The 20,819-nt window shown below is 30.6% G+C and carries 18 protein-coding genes and 1 riboswitch; of the genes, 1 reads left to right on the top strand and 17 read right to left on the bottom strand.

The genetic code is table 11. From position 1 onward, the window contains the following. Positions 1 to 74: 74 nt before the first annotated feature. The 7 genes from KDK92_RS13100 to KDK92_RS13070 form a co-directional block, all read right to left on the bottom strand. Positions 75 to 2,453, bottom strand: coding sequence for an ATP-dependent Clp protease ATP-binding subunit (locus KDK92_RS13100; protein ID WP_250859757.1), 2,379 nt, complete (start codon positions 2,451 to 2,453; stop codon positions 75 to 77). A gap of 698 nt (positions 2,454 to 3,151) precedes the next feature. After that, the gene (locus tag KDK92_RS13095; protein WP_250859756.1) at positions 3,152 to 4,564 is read right to left on the bottom strand and encodes a serine protease; all 1,413 of its coding nucleotides are present in this window, start codon (positions 4,562 to 4,564) and stop codon (positions 3,152 to 3,154) included. Positions 4,565 to 4,781: 217 nt separating this feature from the next. Continuing rightward, the gene (ribH, locus tag KDK92_RS13090) at positions 4,782 to 5,243 is read right to left on the bottom strand and encodes a 6,7-dimethyl-8-ribityllumazine synthase (protein WP_250859755.1); all 462 of its coding nucleotides are present in this window, start codon (positions 5,241 to 5,243) and stop codon (positions 4,782 to 4,784) included. A gap of 127 nt (positions 5,244 to 5,370) precedes the next feature. Beyond that, a complete protein-coding gene (locus KDK92_RS13085) occupies positions 5,371 to 6,576 on the bottom strand; it encodes a bifunctional 3,4-dihydroxy-2-butanone-4-phosphate synthase/GTP cyclohydrolase II (protein ID WP_250859754.1) in 1,206 nt (401 codons plus the stop codon). A gap of 15 nt (positions 6,577 to 6,591) precedes the next feature. Continuing rightward, positions 6,592 to 7,230: a riboflavin synthase gene (locus KDK92_RS13080; RefSeq protein WP_250859753.1), complete on the bottom strand. Its 639-nt coding sequence runs from the start codon at positions 7,228 to 7,230 to the stop codon at positions 6,592 to 6,594. Positions 7,231 to 7,259: 29 nt separating this feature from the next. Beyond that, positions 7,260 to 8,366 carry a bifunctional diaminohydroxyphosphoribosylaminopyrimidine deaminase/5-amino-6-(5-phosphoribosylamino)uracil reductase RibD gene (gene ribD / locus KDK92_RS13075; protein ID WP_250859752.1) on the bottom strand — a complete coding sequence of 369 codons (1,107 nt, stop codon included), beginning with the start codon at positions 8,364 to 8,366 and terminating at the stop codon, positions 7,260 to 7,262. A gap of 193 nt (positions 8,367 to 8,559) precedes the next feature. Beyond that, positions 8,560 to 8,688: riboswitch (FMN riboswitch) on the bottom strand. 130 nt (positions 8,689 to 8,818) lie between these two features. Continuing rightward, the gene (locus KDK92_RS13070) at positions 8,819 to 9,520 is read right to left on the bottom strand and encodes an RDD family protein (protein ID WP_250859751.1); all 702 of its coding nucleotides are present in this window, start codon (positions 9,518 to 9,520) and stop codon (positions 8,819 to 8,821) included. 107 nt (positions 9,521 to 9,627) lie between these two features. Here KDK92_RS13070 and KDK92_RS13065 point away from each other — a divergent pair, with 107 nt between their 5' ends. Beyond that, positions 9,628 to 10,596 carry a stage II sporulation protein M gene (locus tag KDK92_RS13065; protein ID WP_250859750.1) on the top strand — a complete coding sequence of 323 codons (969 nt, stop codon included), beginning with the start codon at positions 9,628 to 9,630 and terminating at the stop codon, positions 10,594 to 10,596. Positions 10,597 to 10,667: 71 nt separating this feature from the next. On the opposite strand, the gene KDK92_RS13060 is transcribed toward KDK92_RS13065, so the two are convergent. The 10 genes from KDK92_RS13060 to KDK92_RS13015 all read right to left on the bottom strand — a co-directional run bounded on the left by KDK92_RS13060 (position 10,668) and on the right by KDK92_RS13015 (position 20,752). Continuing rightward, the gene (locus KDK92_RS13060; RefSeq protein ID WP_250859749.1) at positions 10,668 to 11,225 is read right to left on the bottom strand and encodes a hypothetical protein; all 558 of its coding nucleotides are present in this window, start codon (positions 11,223 to 11,225) and stop codon (positions 10,668 to 10,670) included. Positions 11,226 to 11,370: 145 nt separating this feature from the next. Next, on the bottom strand, positions 11,371 to 12,684 hold the full coding sequence (locus KDK92_RS13055; protein ID WP_250859748.1) for a DUF58 domain-containing protein: 1,314 nt from the start codon (positions 12,682 to 12,684) through the stop codon (positions 11,371 to 11,373). A gap of 14 nt (positions 12,685 to 12,698) precedes the next feature. Further along, the gene (locus tag KDK92_RS13050) at positions 12,699 to 13,655 is read right to left on the bottom strand and encodes an AAA family ATPase (protein ID WP_250859747.1); all 957 of its coding nucleotides are present in this window, start codon (positions 13,653 to 13,655) and stop codon (positions 12,699 to 12,701) included. Next, positions 13,643 to 14,716, bottom strand: coding sequence for a hypothetical protein (locus KDK92_RS13045; protein ID WP_250859746.1), 1,074 nt, complete (start codon positions 14,714 to 14,716; stop codon positions 13,643 to 13,645). The genes KDK92_RS13050 and KDK92_RS13045 overlap by 13 nt, the downstream gene beginning before the upstream one ends. Further along, positions 14,697 to 15,371, bottom strand: a complete 675-nt coding sequence (locus KDK92_RS13040; protein WP_250859745.1) for a hypothetical protein — start codon at positions 15,369 to 15,371, stop codon at positions 14,697 to 14,699. The genes KDK92_RS13045 and KDK92_RS13040 overlap by 20 nt, the downstream gene beginning before the upstream one ends. Beyond that, positions 15,361 to 16,377, bottom strand: a complete 1,017-nt coding sequence (locus KDK92_RS13035; protein WP_250859744.1) for a hypothetical protein — start codon at positions 16,375 to 16,377, stop codon at positions 15,361 to 15,363. The genes KDK92_RS13040 and KDK92_RS13035 overlap by 11 nt, the downstream gene beginning before the upstream one ends. A 150-nt stretch (positions 16,378 to 16,527) precedes the next feature. Beyond that, the gene (locus tag KDK92_RS13030; RefSeq protein ID WP_250859743.1) at positions 16,528 to 17,373 is read right to left on the bottom strand and encodes a DegV family protein; all 846 of its coding nucleotides are present in this window, start codon (positions 17,371 to 17,373) and stop codon (positions 16,528 to 16,530) included. Between the two features lie 86 nt (positions 17,374 to 17,459). After that, a complete protein-coding gene (locus tag KDK92_RS13025; protein ID WP_250859742.1) occupies positions 17,460 to 18,746 on the bottom strand; it encodes an MFS transporter in 1,287 nt (428 codons plus the stop codon). Positions 18,747 to 18,973: 227 nt separating this feature from the next. Further along, positions 18,974 to 19,477, bottom strand: a complete 504-nt coding sequence (locus KDK92_RS13020) for a hypothetical protein (protein WP_250859741.1) — start codon at positions 19,475 to 19,477, stop codon at positions 18,974 to 18,976. Between the two features lie 93 nt (positions 19,478 to 19,570). Further along, a complete protein-coding gene (locus KDK92_RS13015; protein WP_250859740.1) occupies positions 19,571 to 20,752 on the bottom strand; it encodes an Ig-like domain-containing protein in 1,182 nt (393 codons plus the stop codon). Positions 20,753 to 20,819: the final 67 nt, after the last annotated feature.

Below are 20,819 nucleotides of genomic sequence, written 5' to 3'. Positions count from 1 at the left end.
TTAAGAAATTGTTGAAACTCCATAATTCCCCTGAACTAAAAAACAGCGATCTTTTTAAGATCACTGCTTCAAATTTATTTAACTATCTTTACTTTTTCATCTTTCATTTCTAGCTTGATATTATCACCGCTCTTAACATTACCTTTTAAATATTCCTCAGCGATAGCGTCCTCAATATTTCTCTCGATACATCTTCTAAGAGGTCTAGCTCCATACTTCTCATCATATCCTTTTTCAAGTATGAAGTCTTTAACATCCTCTGTAACATCAATTCTTATATCATTATCTTTAGCTTCATCTTTAACTTCTTTAATCATAAGCTCTATGATATCTTTTAGTTCTTCTTTATTCAATGATGTAAATACAATTGTCTCATCGATTCTATTAAGGAACTCTGGTCTGAATATCTGTTTAAGAGCATTTTGTGCTTTACTCTCTAATTTATCATACTCGCTGTGAGAGAATCCAATGTTTGCTGTTTTCATATTACTTCCTGCATTAGATGTCATTACGATTATACAGTTTTCAAAGAAAGTAGTCCTTCCTTGATTATCTGTTAATCTTCCATCCTCAAGAATTTGAAGAAGCATATTGAAAACATCTGGGTGTGCTTTCTCAATCTCATCTAAAAGTATAACTGAATATGGCTTTCTTCTTACCTTCTCAGTTAAAAATCCACCTTGATCATACCCAACATATCCTGGAGGAGCACCAATCAACTTTGATGCTGTATGTTTCTCCATATACTCTGACATATCAAGTCTTATCATAGCATCATCCGATCCAAACAACTCAAATGCCAAAGATTTTACAACCTCTGTCTTACCAACTCCAGTTGGACCAACAAATATAAACGAAGATGGTTTCTTTTTCTTTCTAAAACCAGATCTATTTCTTCTAATTGATTTTGATATACTGCTTATTGCCTTATTCTGTCCCACAACTCTTTTATGAAGTCTATCTTCAAGACTCAATAGTTTTTGTGCTTCTTCCTCTGTAATTCTATTTACAGGTATCTTTGTCCAAGCCTCAATAACATATGCAATATCCTCAATTGTAATTTCAACATCATAACAAGTTTCAGCTAACTTCTTAATTTTTTCTTCTATTCTGCATATCTGCACCTTGTATTCAGCTGATTTTTCAAATTCCTTCTCTTCTTCTGACTTAGCTCTTTTCTCTTTTAACGTATCATACTCTTGTTTAAGAGCCTCAATCTCAACAAGCCCCTTATTCTTTAGGTTTGCTCTTGAACCAGCTTCATCAATTACATCGATGGCCTTATCTGGAAGCTTTCTATCAGTTATATATCTCTTTGATAGATCCACTGCACTCTTTATAACTTCATCTGAGATACTTACCTTATGATAATTCTCATAGTAATCTTTAATTCCTTTAAGAATCTCTATGCTCTCCTCAACAGAAGGTTCTTCCACAAGTACTGGTTGGAATCTTCTCTCAAGTGCTGAATCCTTCTCAATATGCTTTCTGTACTCCTCCGTAGTTGTAGCTCCTATTAGTTGTATTTCTCCTCTAGCTAAAGAAGGTTTTAATATGTTGGCTGCATTCATTGCGCCTCCTTGAACTTCTCCAGCTCCCATTATGTTATGAACCTCATCTATTACAAGAATAACATTTCCACAAGACTTAACCTCATCAATAATATTTTTCATCCTGCTTTCGAATTGTCCTCTGAATTGTGTTCCTGCTACAACAGCAGTCATATCTAATAAATATACTTCACTGTTTAAAAGTTTCTCTGGAACTTGCTTCTCTACAATTCTCACAGCTAATCCTTCTGCGATTGCTGTTTTACCTACTCCAGGTTCACCAATCAAAATTGGATTATTCTTACTTCTTCTGTTTAAGATTTGAACCACTCTATCGATTTCTCTGTTTCTTCCTATTATTCTGTCAACTTTTCCATCCATAGCTTTCATAGTAAGATTTATTCCGTATTTATCTAGATGTTTCTTTCTAGGACCAATCCATGATTTCTTCTTCTTTCCTTTTTTGTTTCCATCTTGTGATTTAACATCTTCAACACTACTTCTATCTTCTTCACTTAAATTTGCCATGTCCTCTAAATCATCTTCATTATCATCTTCATTAACTGACATATTAGGGAACATTCCACTTAAGAAATCTGCCGATATTTTACTATCTTTTAAACTATCTTTTAATTCATTCATATCAACATTCTTCATCATTGACTGCATTTGTTCATTAATCTCATTTACATCCATGTTTTCAAGCATATTTTTCATCTGATCATTAACCATAGAAAATTCTTCTTCTGTCATTCCAAGTTGCTTCATCATTTTATCCATAACAGGAAGTCCCATTGACTTTGCACAATCCATGCATACTCCCTTCATAACACTCTTTCCATTTTCAAATTTATTAATATAAACAACTGCTAAATTCTTATTACATATTGAACATAACTCCATATCATCATCATCTCCGAGTAAATATTATATTTAATTCATAACTAATAATAATTGTTATAAAGTAACTTCTCAATAATTAGTTATTCTAGTATAACATATCATATTAGCGCAATGTGTTAATTTTTTTTTAATAAAGTATTATATACTCCATATAATATTACGTAATTATTTAGTTAAGAAAGTTCTCCCCTTCCAAATAAATTTCAATAAAAAACAGACACTTCAACTATCTGCTATCAAAGAACATAGAGTAAATCAGGTTATTTTTATTCCTTATTTGTTCTTTATATATTATAATGCCCCTTCATAATTATATTATAATTAATGGTTTATTTTCAAACAATAATTATACCATAATATGAAAAGATGGCAAATTCTATGGAAAAATTGTCTCTTCATCAGTATACTATGTAGAATCTATTCTTGATTATACTTTTCAGAAAAAACTATAAGGAATTTTGTTTCCATTCACTAAAACTCCTTATACACCATTTATTACCATAAGATTCATATCAGCATTATAATCATTAAGTCAGAGTTCTACTTTCCAGAATAAAAGAAAGTGATGGAATGACTTGAAAGTCTTCTCCACCACCAATATTATTGATTGTTATACAACAATACTTGAAATTTTGTACCATCAGTTTTTATCCCCTTACCACTATAATATTTTTATATTGACAATGGCTTATTGTGTTCTATGTCTTTTTAAATATATTTCCAGCAAATTGGTTTACACATTGAGCTGGTACTGCCAAATTTATATTTTGCGCATCAAACCCAGATGTTGTTATTCCTACTAACTTACCATACATATCAAATAATGCACCTCCTGAACTTCCTGGAGAGATAGGTGCTGTGATTTGAACAGTTTTTACTCTATCAAATTCTCTAAAACCTGATACAATTCCATCTGAAATTGTATTAAACAATCCTAAAGGGCTACCAATTGCTATAACCTTCTGTCCCCTAACTAAATGTTTTTCATTCAATATAACGGGTTTTGTGGTATTATCAACTTTTATTAAAGCTAAATCATAGTCTGGATGATATTTAACAATATTGTATGTCATATACTCATTGTTGTCGTTTTCGAAAACCACACCAAAGAATAAACCTTTATTTACCACATGAAAATTAGTTATAATAAATCCATTGTCACTTATGACTACTCCAGATCCTCCCCCTATAAATTTTCTATTTTCACCATATACATTTATCATTACAACTGACTTTGCTAATGTAGCAAGTTCTTCATAACTTTTTTCACAATCTTTATGAAAATCTTTCTCTATTTCTTTAGTTTCTACTGTTTGACTTAGTGTTTTTTTTGAATGTATTAATGGTCTTTCTGAGTTTATGGCAACCCTAGGAAACTGTATTTCTACATCATGCATTTTCTTATACTTTATTACATTTGAATAATCTATTACTTCTGGAAATTGATACTCTATATCCTCTTTAGGATTTATATAGAGTATATCACACCCTAATTTAGACAAGAGCATTAGAAAATACAATTCATGTTTTTTAATGTCTCCGTAAAATAGTATTTTATGGATTGCATCCAAATGTGAATTATTCCCAAATAGTTGTTTTAGATATTTATTCATCCATAACAACATTTTCACGCCAAAATTTTTTCTTATGGTTTTGTTTGAATTCTTATTGTTTGCATCATATAATTTCAATATTTCTTTAAATGCTAGTTTTTTTGTCCATTCTAAGCACTCATTATTTATTTCATAACCAATATTTAATTTGAATAATGCAGATGGACTGACTTGCTTTTGATTTTCAAAGTTAATATAGTTATCCATAACCAACTTCATATTTTCTATTTCGTTAATATCAAAATCTTTTCCTAACCCATTTGTAAATTTTAAATAATTACCTTCAATTGATTCCAAATACTTGTCTATGTTTTTCAATTTATTAAGATAATCAATTTCAGTATCCTTCATACCTATATATCTGCAAAAAATAACTGATTTTTTCAAACTACTTTTGGAGGAAGGGTTTCTCTTTGTGTTAGAAACACATTTTATATCTTCCAAGGGGTTATTGGTTTCCATCAATATGGTTTTTAAAGGTTTCATATTTACAATCATTTTTTCACCCCATATTATTAATTTTTTCGAACGTCACAATAACTAATATATCATATACACCATAATTTATCAAAATTAGAAAATTAAAATCATAAGTTATAAATATCCCAAATTGATAAATGATTTTCCATTAAGAGAAATAACTTCTTCATTAATTAAACAAAAAATAAAACTGGGACCAAAGTCAGTACTTTTATCCCAGTTTCTAAAAATATTATTATATTTCTTTAATTAAATTAGTCATTTCTATTGCAGCCATAGCTACATCTGCACCTTTATTTCCTGCTTTTGTTCCTGCTCTTTCGATCGCTTGTTCAATATTTTCAGTTGTTAATACCCCAAACATAACAGGGATTCCACTGTCAAGTGATACTGTTGCTACCCCTTTAGATACCTCACTGCAAACATAATCATAATGTGTTGTAGCCCCTCTAATAACTGCTCCTAAACATATTACATTATCATATTTACCAGTAGCTGCAAGTTTCTTTGCTATTAATGGAATTTCATATGCTCCTGGAACCCAAACTAAGTCAATATCATCATCATTACAACCATGTCTTACAAGTGTATCATTTGCTCCCTCAATTAATTTACCTACTATGAACTCATTAAATCTTGATGCGACGATTGCAACCTTCATTCCTTCTGCTATTAACTTTCCACCTATTATTTTCATCCTAGAACACTCCTTAAAATATGTTTTATGTTTTTTTGTATTTCTATATATTCTGTTTTTTCAATCCACGACTGAAAGATATTCATAAGCATGAAGAATATCTTCAATATATGTTCTTTGTTCTCTGTTATTTGTTATTTATCTTATCTAACATATGCCCCATTTTTTCTTTCTTTGTTGATAGGTATCTAAAATTTTCACAGGTATGCTCAATCTCTATTGACACTCTTTCAGTAATTTCTAATCCAAATGCATTTAACCCACTTATCTTTTTAGGATTGTTTGTAAGAAGCTTTATTTTTCTTAATCCTAATTCACTCAATATTTGAGCCCCTATTCCATATTCTCTTAGATCCTCATCAAAACCTAAATTAATATTTGCTTCAACAGTATCCTGTCCTTGGTCTTGAAGCTCGTAAGCTTTAATTTTATTTATTAGTCCTATACCTCTTCCCTCTTGTCTTAAGTAAAGTAGAACACCTTTTCCTTCTCTATTAATCATATCTAAAGCATTATCCAATTGATCGCCACAATCACATCTCAATGATCCGAAGGCATCTCCTGTTAAACACTCTGAATGGACTCTCACAATAGTGCTCTCATTTTCATCAATTTCACCTTTTACTAAAGCAACATGGTGTTCACCGTTTATTTTGTTGATAAACCCTATCATTTTAAACTCCCCGTGTTTTGTTGGCATCTTTGCTTCTGCAACACGTTCAACTAGACATTCATTATTTCTTCTATATTTTATTAAATCTTCAATTGTAATTATTTTAATATCATGCTCTTTTCCAAATGAGATAAGATCATCTCTTCTTCTCATCTCTCCATCTTCACCTATTATTTCACAGATTACTCCTACTTCCTTTAAACCTGCTAGTCTACATAAATCTATTGAAGCCTCAGTGTGTCCAGCTCTCTTTAATACCCCACCTTTTTTTCCTATCAGTGGGAATATATGCCCTGGTCTAGTAAAAGATTGTTCATTCAATGATTCTTCACATAAATCCTTAATTGTCATACTTCTTTCAGAAGCTGATATACCTGTTGTAGCCTTTACACTATCTATTGAAACTGTAAAAGCAGTTTGCTTAGGGTCGCTATTATCATAAACCATAGGTTGAAGCTCTGCCTTTTCTGCAATTTCCTCGGTAATAGGTGTGCAAATTAATCCTCCACCTTGTTTAATCATAAAATTAATTTGTTCTGGTGTTACAAGTTCACCAGCCATAACTAGATCCCCTTCATTCTCTCTATCCTCATCATCAACAACTATAATCATTTTTCCATTTCTAATATCTTCGATAGCTTCTTCAATTCTGTTAAACATTATAATCTTCCTCCTCTACATAAATCCGTTTTTTTCAAGAAAAGACATATCTATATTGCTCTTCTTTTGATTGACTTCAATTCTCTGAACATATTTTCCGATTATATCAAATTCCAGATTTACCGCATCTCCACTATCTTTTTTAGATATTATTGTATCCTCACTAGTTGTTGGAATTATAGATATAGTGAATGTATTATTTTTTATTTCCATAATAGTTAAACTGATACCGTCCACCCCTATAGAACCTTTATTAACAACCCTATTCATGTATTCAATAGGAAATTCTATTTCGTACTTAACAGCGTTTCCATCTCGATATTTTCTCTGCACTTGACCAACACAATCTATATGTCCCGTTATTATGTGACCACCTAGTCTATCTCCCATACGCAACGCTCTCTCAAGGTTTACTGAGTCACCTTCTTTACACCATTTGAATGTTGAAGCCTTAACTGTTTCATTCATAACATCTGCAACAAAATGCTTATCTCCAAATGAATTAACTGTTAAACACACTCCGTTGACAGCTATACTGTCACCTTTACGAACTCCATTCAAAACTTCTTTACATTCCATAGTAAACGATCTTTTATCTCCGCCACTTGTTATATTTTTAATGGTACCAACTTCCTCAATTATTCCTGTAAACATCCTATCACCTGCCTTAAGCTACATACGCCTTATTTCTTTACATATCCATCGATTAAAAAATCGGTTCCTAATTTCACTATGCTCATATCTTCAATTTCTGTAGTTTCTAATAATTTTTCAAATCCATTCCCCTCAACAGAAGTTTTTGAGTTTGAACCTCCGATTATCTTAGGAGCAAAATACATCATTACTTTATTCACTATACCCTGTTCAAATGCAGAGAAGTGAATATTTCCTCCACCTTCTATAAGTAAGCTATCTATCCCCATCTCACCTAACCTTTTAATTAGAAACTTCAAATCAACTTTGCCTTTATACAATGGGGTTTTAATAACTGTGACTCCTATCTCTTTATATTTCTCAATTTTCTCTATTTCAATACTCTCTCCTACTCCTAAAATCACCTTATCTCCACTATTTTTTAGGAGCTTACAATCAAATGGTGTTCTCCCATTGGTATCTACTATCACCTTTATAGGATCATTTGGATTTTCTGATATATCTCTTACATTCAATGATGGGTCATCTTCAATAACAGTATTAACTCCCACCATAATTGCCATAACCCTATTTCTAATTGAATGAGCATGACGCCTCGATTCTTCAGAAGTAATCCACTTTGATTCGCCAGTACATGTGCTTATTTTACCGTCAAGAGAAGATCCGCTCTTCATTATCACAAAGACTTCTCTCTCCTTTATGTATCTTAAAAATATTTCATTTGATTTTCTTATCTCATCTTCCAACATACCTACATGGACCTTAACTCCATTTTTTCTTAGTATCTCCACACCATTTCCACTTACTTTTTCATTTGGATCTACACATCCCACATAAACCTCACTTATACCATTTTGTATAATAGCATCAGTACACGGGGGAGTCTTCCCATAATGACAACATGGCTCTAAAGTAACATACATAGTTGTACCTTTTAGAGATTCACCATTTAAATTTCCCTTAGCATTTTTTATAGCATTTCTTTCAGCATGGTTCTCTCCATACTTCTCATGGTATCCTTCTCCAACAATCTTTCCATCTTTCACAATAACGCTTCCTACTATAGGGTTAGGGTTAACATGTCCATATCCTTTTTTGCTTAGTTCTATTGCTCTTTTCATAAATTGGGTATTCATATTGCCCTCCTGTAAAAGAATATATTTTTCAGGACGGAATAAGAGAATTGTACAGCCTCTAGCTGTAACATTGAAGTGTATTTAAACTTAATCTATACATTAGTTTAAACATAAAAAACCCTGGAGTAAAAACACCAGGGTTGTATATACACAAAAATATATTATCAGAATAGTAATAAACATTATTCTAATATACTTCCTTCTCTCATCCAGACTATACTGTCGGCTCTGGAATTACACCAGATCAGCTGTTGCCAGCTCGCGGGCTTAGTCACATGACTTTACCGCCGGTAGGGAATTACACCCTGCCCTGAAGGTACTATTTAATTTTAATTGAATTCTATCATAGGACTAGTTAAGTGTCAAGCTTAATTATTACATATTCAAAAAACTACTTAGTCAGTACACTAATCTTTTTGTTACATCTTTGACTTTCTATTTTTTTCCTATGCCTATAGTAATTTTTTTAATGCTTCTTCAAAAGAATAATTTTCTTCTGGAAATTGATAATGCTTCTTGAAATAAGTCATTAAATCATTTAGTACCTTATCACTATTTTCTCCCAAAGATTCTTTTCTATTAAAATAATCTCTAATTATTTCTTTTTCCTCTTCAGTAATAAATATATTATTCTCTAGAGATAGATTTTCACCTAAATTTTTATTATAGACTAAGATTTCTTCCCCTTCCCCCACTACAACAGTTGAGGATATTATATCTCCTAATCTCTTCTTATCTTTTCTAAAGAACATCATTATAACACCTACAAAATAATTATCAATAATAACTCTAAAAAGATTTCTTACCAGTGAATGTTTAAGAGTTATTGGCATACCATTGTTTCTTATTGTTCTTAACTTCAAAACTCTTTTACCTGGTGTAGATCCATTCATTATCCCTTCAAGTATGATAAAATATAAATAGTTAATTCCCCAAAAAACCACTAGAAATATCCCTATTGCCCACCCGAAATTTTCTTCTAAATTTGATGTATCAGCCTTAAATACAAAGAAAAATACACTTAATAAAAGTATAAGTTGCACTGTCCACTGAATCAAATAATCTATCATAACCGCTGCTGCTCTAGATCCAAGCCCAGCTCTTGAATATTCAATTTCTATATTTTCTGGTGATACCACTTCGAATTTATCCATTTTAACACTCCTAACTAATGAATTATTTGTTTAATCAACCATATTTTGTTACAATGTTTATTGATAAAGATTTAAAAATATAACATTCATAAAAGAGGTGACCCTATATGAAAAAAGAAAATTTCATCAATATACATAGGCCTGATTGGGATAAACTATCAATACTTACTGAAAAAATTCAGAAAAAAGGATTTAAATCTCTTGATTCTCAAGAAGTTAAAGACTTTCTTCATCTTTTTCAATTGACAAGCCATAACCTTTCATATTCTAAAACACATTATGGCTCTTGTGAATTAACCAATTACTTAAATTCACTTATTGGTCGATCCCATAATTATATTTACTCAGTAAAAAGAAGTTCTTTAAAGGAGTTACTTCAATATTTTACAAGAAAATTTCCAGCTCTACTAAAAGAACATAGAAAAATGATTTTAATATCTACCTTTGTTTTCTTTTTAGGCTTTATAATAAGTTTCTTGATGGTTTATTCCGATAAATCTTCAGCATCTTACTTCCTTCCAGCTGAATATGTAGATGCTATGTCACAAGATCTAGGTAGCGGAGCTGATTGGAACGCCCCTATGATGTCCAGTTTTATTATGCTAAATAACATAACAGTATCTTTCAAAGCATTTGTTTTCGGTATAACCCTTGGTATAGGTACAATTTATGTGTTATTCATGAACGGAACTCTACTAGGTTCCCTAGCAGCACTTGTATTTTTGCAAAATAACAACCTAAATTTCTGGTCCTTAATACTTCCTCATGGAATCATAGAATTAACTGCCATCTTTATAGCTGGTGGTGCAGGGTTACTCATTGGAAAATCAATAATTAATCCAGGAGAACTTAAAAGAAAAGATTCCATTATAAAAGGTTGCATACAGGGTGCCTCTCTACTCGGTGGCGTTTGCTTCTTATTGGTCATCGCAGGAATTATTGAAGGATTCTTCACTCCTCTTCGTATTTCCCCAGAGACTAAACTTCTCTTTGCATTAATGACTGCTGTGATTTTAGGTTTGTACTTTTTACTACCACACCTAAAAAAACAAAAGAAGTTGAGAGTTGAAAATTGATAGTGGTGAACGATGGATGCTTCTGCTTTATGGCAGAAGCTTTATTTTATTGTTCTTTAAATTAAATAGTTTTACTCATTAAAGGGTGGCTCATGTATGTATTTTGAAAATGTATCCACATATCTGCTTCCAAAAGTTATATTTGTTATTTGAGAATATGGAATCTTTATGGGACTATCATCCCATTCACCGTCGGCGTCAAAATTCCATACGTAAGCAAAATTTTTATAAATCTTTTCAATTCTTCCTATAACAAATTCATCATTCTCACCGTCAATAGTTTGCTTTTCAACAATTATGTTTCTATTCATATTCTTTAAGCTTTCAAAAACAGATTTCCAACCAGAAATATCAATATTCGGAACAATAATGTTAGATGTTAATCCCTCACTTTTTAAAATTTTATCGCACATATCATTCTTTATCTTTATTTTTATCAAGTCTTTAAACCTATATATACTATATCCATCAAAAATGAAATCATATTCATTAATTACAAGAAATAGTTTATCATTCAAACTCAATGGAATAAAATTACAATAGTTTGAATCAAAGCGAAAATCAACATTAATAACATTATTATTTTCTGCGGCACTTTTAACTAATTCCTTAATCTCACTTTTTTTCATGTTCTCACCTCATAAAATATTGTATTCAAATTACAATGTTTCATCCTAGTGAAACGAGTAGCCATTTATTGTCTAAGGAATAACAAAATTAAAATTTTTCGAAGAGAAATGTCCATCATTCTACATTATCCATTCTCCATTTCTTCTAAAGAGCTCCTCTATTCTTTATCATAATATATCTATTAATAACGTCCATATTCAAGGAATCAACGTCGCATTCCATGCATATTATCCCTCTTGAATTCAGTTTTTTGATTATTGCTTCTCTCTCCTTAAGGAACTCTAATGCTGTCCCTTTAGTGAATATATCTTTATTGCTCTTAGCCTTCATATCCTTAAAACTGTGTAATTTCTCGTCCTTCATAGTTATCACCATAACTATATTTCTTTTTGCAAGAATGGATAGCCTTTTAAGCATGTATTCCCCTTCTTGTAATGTATTAAAATCCGTATAGATAACTATTAAACTTCTTCTCTTCTCTTTATTCTTCATGAATAAAAAGGCCTCTTCATAATTTGATGTATCTCTAGTTGCCTCAATATGATATAAAGTGTCCATTATCTTGTTTCTATGAGAACTTCCTTTTCCAGCTTGAACAAAACTCTCAACAGATTTGTTAAAAGTTAAGACTCCTGTTTTATCCTCTTTTGAGTTGGCTATATCTACCAATAATAGTCCCGAACTTAATGCTAGTTCCAGTTTATTATATCCTCCTATGGTATAACTCATAGGTCTTCCACAATCAATCATTATATAGACATTTTGATTTTTTTCTATGTCATACTGATTCATTATTGGTTTGTTTTCTCTAGCAGTAGCTTTCCAATTTATCTTTCTATATTCATCTCCAGAGACATATTCTCTTAAACTATCAAATTCTCTTCCCTGACCAATTATTCTCAGTGGTCGCTTTCCACCTTTAAAGTTTTTATTATTCATGGCCATTATTCTATATCTTCTCATATCCTTCAGGTTAGGATAGACCTTATACTCTCTTTCCATCTCAATATTATATTGCTTTTTACAAAGTCCAAGCTTTCCTGTAATTCTAATTGATAGATTTGAAAACTTATATGCCCCTCTTTTCTGTGGTACTACAACATACTGAAACGTACGTCTTTCCCTTCCTTTTAATTGTCCTGACATATATGAATTTTCACAGATAAAATAGGGTTTCAACTTTTCACCTTTTATCTCAACAAAAAGATTAGTTTTTATTTTGTTCTCTACAGATAATTCAATTTTCTCTTCCTCATATATGGAAAGCTTATCTCTTCCTACCCTCTCAACACTTAAATCTGCAATAGTATTTGATATAGTATAATCAATAACATAAGCAATAATAAGAATTATATTTAATAGTAAAAATATACTTACCACATCTACAATAAATGATAGCAAAAATAATGTAACAGCTATCATCCCTTCAAAAAACACAAATCTTTTAGTAACAATCATAAAATCCCCACTCTCTACCTTGGAACTTTAACAGAAGAAAGAATATTTTCTATCACAGCTTCTGAAGTCATACCTTCCATCTCATATTCAGCTTTAACAATAATTCTATGTCTCAATACAGGATATGCAACATATTTAATATCCTCAGGAATAACAAAGTCTCTGTTTTGAATAAGTGCATAAGCTTTACTTGCCTGAAGCATTGCAATAGCTCCTCTTGGACTACTTCCCATTTCTATATAGCCATTTTCTCTTGTAGCACTAATAATCTTTACGATGTACTCAAATAAGCCCTCTTCCACCTTAATATTTTCAACACTCTTTTGAAGTTCTAAGACCTCTTCCCTTGTACAAATCTGTTCAAGACCGGCTTTATCAAGATCAACACTCTTGAACCCTTTATGATATCTTCTAAGTATTTCAATTTCACCATTCTCTGATAAATACTCCACTTTAATCTTGAATAAGAATCTATCTAATAAGGCTTCTGGAAGTGGATATGTACCTTCATATTCAATAGGATTTTGAGTTGCAAAAACAATAAAAGGTTTTTGCAGAATCTCTGTTTTTCCTTCTATAGTTACTGCCCCTTCTTCCATTGCTTCTAGTAATCCTGACTGAGTTTTAGGCGGTGTTCTATTTATCTCATCTCCTAAAAGAAGATTTGTAAACACAGGCCCTTTAACCATTTCAAACTCTTTTTTACTCACATTATATATATTTGTACCAGTAACATCAGATGGCATTAAATCAGGAGTAAACTGAATTCGTTTAAAATCTAATCCCATAGTCTTTCCAAGTGCTTTTATTGTTAATGTTTTAGCTAATCCGGGAACACCTTCTAATAGAACATGCCCATTACATAATAATGCAGTAAGAACTAGCTCAACCACTTTTTCCTGCTCAACTATAGCTTTTGATAGTTCCTTTTTTATATTATCTATCATCTCATTGTTTGTTATCTTTTCCACGCTTCTTCTCTCCTTCTATCAATGATGAAGTTCAATTTTTCTAATATGTTTATTGCTTCAAAATATTTCTTTTTATTCTTCTTAATATCTTTATTTGACATACCTTTAATCTCATTATTTATATTAATTAATTTCTTTAATTTATCTTCTCCTTCAATCTCTTTTAACTGCCATATATCATAGATTATATCAAGATCTCCTTCTCGCCCTTTTCCAAAATATCCAAGTGCATTTTGAAGGAAGTTCCTAAAATATCCCTCATACACAATATCCCAATTCTTATTCTTTTGGAAAATACCTGCACAAGAAATCACGTATTCATTCTCTACTCTTTCCAATTCTTCAACGTAAGGAACACCTTTTCCAAACCTTCTACCCTTTAGTATCATATAGGCAATTAGAACAAATAAAATTTGAATACATATTATCTTCACATTAGCAGGCAAATCGGTCCATAGATTTCTTTCATCACTATTCCCCATTAATCCCTTTTCATTAAATGTGATACTTCTTTTATTCTTTCTAAAAATATCATACAGCCAATATGCACCCTCTTTATTCTCCAATAAAAACAGATTTAAAAGTGCTCTAGATTCAATAAAAATTATTTCCCCTTCATCTTTCATGAACCTATATGCCTTTGTATTATCATTTATTTCAAATACTTCTTCTTCATCCCAATCTGTATTATATTCACTCTCAAATTTATCAACATATATCTCTATGTCTTCAGCAGCAAGTGTGAAAACTGCTTTTTTTTCTAAGAGCATATCATAAAATGCTTCATCATAAATAGGATAGTATTGTTTTTTGTGCACATCATAAAATATAATCTGATTAGTTGAAATATTAGTTTCAATATCTTCTACAGTAAAAAGCACTTCCTTATCTAACGCTTTTAAAGTCTTGAAGAATACACTACTTCCACTCCTACCTCTATTGAATACTGAGTATCTTACCCCGCCTTCTCCACTTACCTTTCCGAAAAAAAATACTAAAATCAGAAATGCTGGTATGAGTATAATTAAAGACCAATACTCTTTACGCTTTATCCTTTTCATATAACTCTACCTCATTCTCGATTTTTTCTCCAAGCTCTTTCCATTTTGTAAATTTATCTTTATTTATTTTATAACCATACCAAACTTCATTGAACACATTAGAAAGTTCTCTAAATTCATCTATAAAATCTACATTGCTTTTCTTTAAATTTTCATATATTTCCTTATTGGTTTTACACTCTTCCAATGTAAGCATACCTTCTTCATGCATTCTAAATATTATGGCTATAAACATAATTCGTACAGCTTGTCTAAACTCTCCTAGTTTTTCATATTCGTTCATTTTTTCTTTGAGAATATCATATGTGGTATTTTCATCTATTTCTTCCCCAAGAATTGAGTGTATATCTATATTTCCTTTCACTCTCTTTTTCATCTTATATATAACTATACACATAAGACAGATCACTATGATAACAGCAATACTGATTAGAGCTACTGATAATCCTTTTGCACTCTCTGAACTCTTAATCCCAAGGGTGCCTCTTTTTAATATGAAATTCATAATCTTTTCAATTATGCTATTGAGAAGATCCTTAATCCAATTCATAGGATTAAATCTTAACCCCCTATGTTCATAGCTATTGATTACTTTATCCATAGCTTCATTGAAAATCTCTTTATCGCTTAAATTCATAATTACTTTACTGAACATTTTCAATACTTCCTTTTTCCTTATCCATGAAGAAAAGATTTACCTCAAAATCATATCCTTCTTTTTCAAATTTAATATTATAATAAAGAACTAATGTGAATATAGCCGTTATTGGTGTAATACAACTTGCTAGTAATATTTGTACTGGATATCTTAATAGATTTCCCATAACAAGGGCAAAACTTAGTACACTTTCAGATGTCATTGAATTTCTCAATAAGAACATTGCCACAGCCCCTATTATTCCTAATATGCTTATTAGAGATGTACTCACTCCTTGAACAACTAATCCAACAAGTAATTTTCTTCCCATAACTCCCCAAAAACGCTCCTTAACTAACATTCGGCTTCTTTTCATTGCTTTAAACATACCAATATCTTCGTAAAGCACCACCGGAATAGCAAGTGCGTACAATGTGATAAACACTACTATTATAAGTGCACTAATAATTATAAGAATAATCATAGCCGCTATAATAAGCTTTGGTTGATTAAATGTATCAATTTTATCGTGTATTAGATATTTATTTTGTAAAAAACTATTTCTACCAATAATATATCCTAAAATTAATACTGGAGATAACCATGCCCCTAATGTAATTGTCTCTGCAAAAGATACACCGAATATTTTTCCAAACTTACTAAATGCAAAACTTATAGCCTTACCAAATTTTGTTTTATTACCAAAATAACCATCAGATCCAATTTTAATAAGGCCCGCTGAAAGTAGATTTTGGCTCATAAATGAAAATATAATTATTAGTATAATCATTAATATAAACATAATAACTATTAACCCACTTATACCTTCAATGCCATCATAAATAAACCCCATTGACATAATTGGTACTAGCAATATCATCATGCAAAAAAACATGACAATTCCCATTATAATCTGCATTAAAATTATATATGGCAATGAGCAACCAATTGTCTTTCTATGAATATCAAAGATTTTATCAAACATTTCCCTTAAAGATAAAATCCTCACTCTCTTTTTTTCCATGTAAAACTCCTCTCAAGTCAAAAATATTGTAAATCCCTATTGAAATTATATAATATTAGTACCAATATTACAATATTTTGATAAACATTACCAAACATATGAATATATAAAATCTTTTCATTAAAAAAGGCACGCATTGCGTGCCAAACATTACTTCCCAACAAAGCATAATGTTATAGTGCCTTCACCTGTATGACTTCCTATAACAGCTCCGATTTCTCCTACTATTATATTATCTATTCCAAAATGTTCTTTAATTGCTTCTTTCAAAGCGTTAACAAGTTTCATATTATTAGCATGTCCTATTGCAAATCTGTAATTAGGGTTATATCCGTTATCTTCTAAGAATTTAATATAAAATTTAATAAGTGCTTTTTCTCCTCTAATTTTGGAGAACATTTTTATATAACCTTTATCGAAATGACAAATAGGTTTAATACTCAAAATAGTTCCTATGGCTGCTTTTGTAGAAGATATTCTACCACCTCTTTTTAACATTTCCAATGAACCTGGACAAAAAAGGTATTCCATTTTATTCTTCATAAATGTAATTTCATCAATAATCTCTTCTACTGTATTATTATTATCTCTCATCTCTACAGCTTTTCTAAGCAACAAGCCAGCTCCAACAGATGCCCCTATTGTATCAATAACATGTAAATCTTCATACTCAGTCATCTCTTTTGCAACTTCTGCTGAATTATAACTACTACTTATTCCACTTGATATTGATAAAAAGATAATCTTCTTCTGGTTTTCCATATCTTCTTTAAATTCCTCTATAAATCGCTGCGGATTAATCATTGTCGTCTTTGGAACAACTCCATCCTCTTTTAGCATTTCATAGAATTCACTTGGCTGTAACTCAACTCTATCAAAGTAGTCTTTTCCCTTAACAGTAGTTATTAAAGGGATCAATTTAATATTAAAATCCTTATATTCCTGAACAGTCAAATCACAACTACTATCGCAGTAAATTACAATTTCATTATTCATATGTTTATACCTCCTTTCTTGGATATATCATAACATATTTTAGCAATTCTTACAAAACCCCTTAATTCTACTTTTTTAGTCACTTTTTACTTTTTGCTCATATTTTTATTTCTTATAAAAAAGCTCATACTTCCTAAGAGTCTGAACCCTCCACATATAAATAACGCTATATATATGCTAAATCTATGATAAAAAAAGTTTCCAACATGAGGTGCTATAGCCAGTGTAATACTTGTCAATGTGGCATGTATTCCAATATATATAAGTCTATTTTCTTCTGGTGCCGCTTCGAGCATGGTACTTAAAATAACAGTCACAGTTCCGGAAGTAAATAGTCCAGTAACAATGTTAGCTCCTGCTAGAACATATAGATTTGGAGATAATGCATACAGTATTGGTGTTGCTGCCATACCACATGTTGCAATTGCGATAATTCTGTTATTACCATGGACATGTATCTGTTTATTCCAGAACTTATATCCAAAGAACATAACAACGCTTGATATTACACCAAATATAATAAGCCACCTCTCTGTTGCTCCCAAGAATTTCAACTGATATATCTCAAACAAAGGCCATCCCATCTGCCATCCAAAGTGAAATATAAGAGAACATCCTGCAAAGATATAAAACTCTCTATTCTTCTTATTAACCGTAAAAAAAGTCTTAATAAAATTCATAATATATGTGGTCTTATCATTATCTATTTCTTTATTATTCTTTAGTACTTCATTATTATCCAATTCTTTAAGCTTACTAAATGATATTATCTCAAAGATTGCTATGCCAAAAGAGATACAGAATAGTACCTGATACAGCAATATCATCGTTTTACTATCATCGGGTAATATACTTAAGAGAATAAACATTGCCAAGGAAACTAATAGTTGAGCAATTACAGAATATCTATTTTTTGATGATATAGCAGTAGCCCTATCCTTGCTACTAAACACATCTCCCGTGAAACTCTGAACAGCAGTATTCCCTATAGATTCCGGTAAATACCTAAGAGTAATTATTAAAACAAGAGAAATAGGTTGTACCTCTTTAGGTAGAAAAGGTATTGCAGCCATAAGAAATACCATAAACCTACTTGCAAATATAAACCCCATCATCATTTTTTTCTTATTTTTGGATTTGTTTATCAAAAACAACCCTGGAAGTGTGGTTATAACTGCTATTATGCCTGGTAAAGACTTATATAAGGTAATATGATTATCTGTTCCACCTAGCCTATATAAAAATTTACCTATGAATGGATTAAAGAGATTCATGGATATTGTAAGGAAAATACCATATAGAACAAAATTTCTTAGATTCTTTTCTCTTATGATTTTAGGATTTTTGATATCCTTAATACTTAAATCACTCATTATAACCTCTCCCTTCAAGTTTATTTCGATTTTCGAAATACACAAATATTTTATCATACTTTTTTATGCTAATCTATACTAAAGCTTAAACTCTTCATAATTAAAAAAGCACGCAATGCGTGCACTTAAAAACCTTTTAAAAAAAGTTGAGAGTTGAGAATGTAGCTTTTGCCTTAAAGCAAAAGCCTCTATCGTCGTCCATTGTCCACTCTCAACTTTTTTTATTTTTATTTATCGGGCATATTATTAAGTATTTTATTTATAAAATCATTTAGATCGCTAGAAGGATTGATATTATTAAGAAGCTTCTTTCTCTGATCTTCTTTCTTTTCATCAGTCTTCTCTTTATTTTCAGTTTTTAAAACTTCTTCCTTTTTTTCAACCTTTTCTTCTTTAATCTCTTTAGGTTCGGATTTTTCAAGAAGTGATTTATCTTCCTCTTTCATCTTTATCTCTTTTATTATTGGTATCTCTTGGACTTTAGAAGGTTTTTCCTCTGCATCATTCATCTTTTCTTTTACTTCTTCTTTTTTAACTTTTTTTTTCCCACTAAGCTCTTCTTTTAAGTAATCTGTGATTGTTTCACTGAAAACTTCAACCATACTACCTAATGAATTAAGCAAACTGTCTTCGCTTTTTGAACACTCACACTTATGTTCATGTTCTTCATGGATTTGTTCATCACTGAGAATTATTTCAATATCTTTAATAACTATTTTGCTAATTTTCATGAGATTCCTCCATTTTGAATTCTCTTATCATTATATTAAAGATTCAATAAATGGTTACTCATTTTTTCTTCAAATAAACTCTCAATACCTCTCTTATTTTCTTATAATGAAATAATCCTGTGAATTAATATTAATATGCGTTATGAAAGGTTCCTTTGGATAATAATTACCACTTCTAGCATCATAATAAACATTACTCACTTCAAAGTAAAACATAACATCTTGCTCATCTAAGGTTAAAATCACCTTACCTTCAGCTGTGTATTCTAAGAAATTATTTTTAACATAATTATTAACTCTTGCAATCCACTGTTTTATTACATCGAACTCTTGATTATTATCATCCATAGCCCTCAGAATCTCTTTAGAGTTCTTCTTATCAAATGTAATATAAGTGTTTATTTTTTTTCCTTCTCTATCCCTGTCTAAATAGATTTTTTCTGCATTGAGAGTATTCTTTCCAACCTTTTGGCTAGAATAATATTTTTCTACTCTCTCTTGTACCGTTGTAATGTCTCCTTCTTTAAAAAGTTTTGCTTTAACCGACCCTACTGTTAAGGAATTTTTTTCTATCAAATTGTCATATATAATATCATCATTTTTTAAATTCAATTTTTCCATCAACCAGTTTATATGAGCAGAATTTTTACTCTGTATACTTTGAAATCCCTTCTCATTATATCTAAATGTGAATAACTTATATTGGTTATTCCAATTAATAATGTTATCTACTCTCTCTAAATCACCATTTTTAAAATCAATTTCTAGTTTTGATGTATTCTGCATTAAATCAATCTTTCCTATAATTTTATCATCTATCATATATCCATTACTGACCTTAATAAGATTATCATCATAATCATATTGAATAAGATCTACAATTACTGCATCATAGTTCTCTCCTGGAATGTCTGCTTCTTCCTTAACATTAAAATGCATAGAGTACTTGTCCCCTAAACTTTTACCACCTCGTGATTTTACACCTGCTTCTATATGTAATATATATTTTTCTCCTGATTTGTATCCATTTTCAGGTGGAAGAAATAAAACTTCATTACTCTTTTCTCCAACTGCACCATCTAAATGTGTCTTTTTTCCACTCTCATCAACAACGTAAACTTTACCTTCTACAGTGCTTACATCTACTTCATTTGAAAATTTTACTTTCCAAATTTTATTCTTATCAATAAGTTTATCTCCAGCAGCATATACTGAAATATTTAAACTCAAACTCAATACAACTCCAAATAAAATACCCTTTAATGCTTTTTTCATAACGTTCCTCCATACCTATAGTTTGTCCTTATATTCTATATACGTATTAAAACCAAAAAAACCTTTA

The sequence above is a fragment of the Oceanirhabdus seepicola genome (assembly GCF_023684385.1).
In the GTDB taxonomy this organism is placed as follows: Bacteria; Bacillota; Clostridia; order Clostridiales; family Clostridiaceae; genus Oceanirhabdus; species Oceanirhabdus seepicola.
Note: the sequence above shows the minus strand (reverse complement) of the source record. Positions and strands in the feature narration are given on the sequence as shown.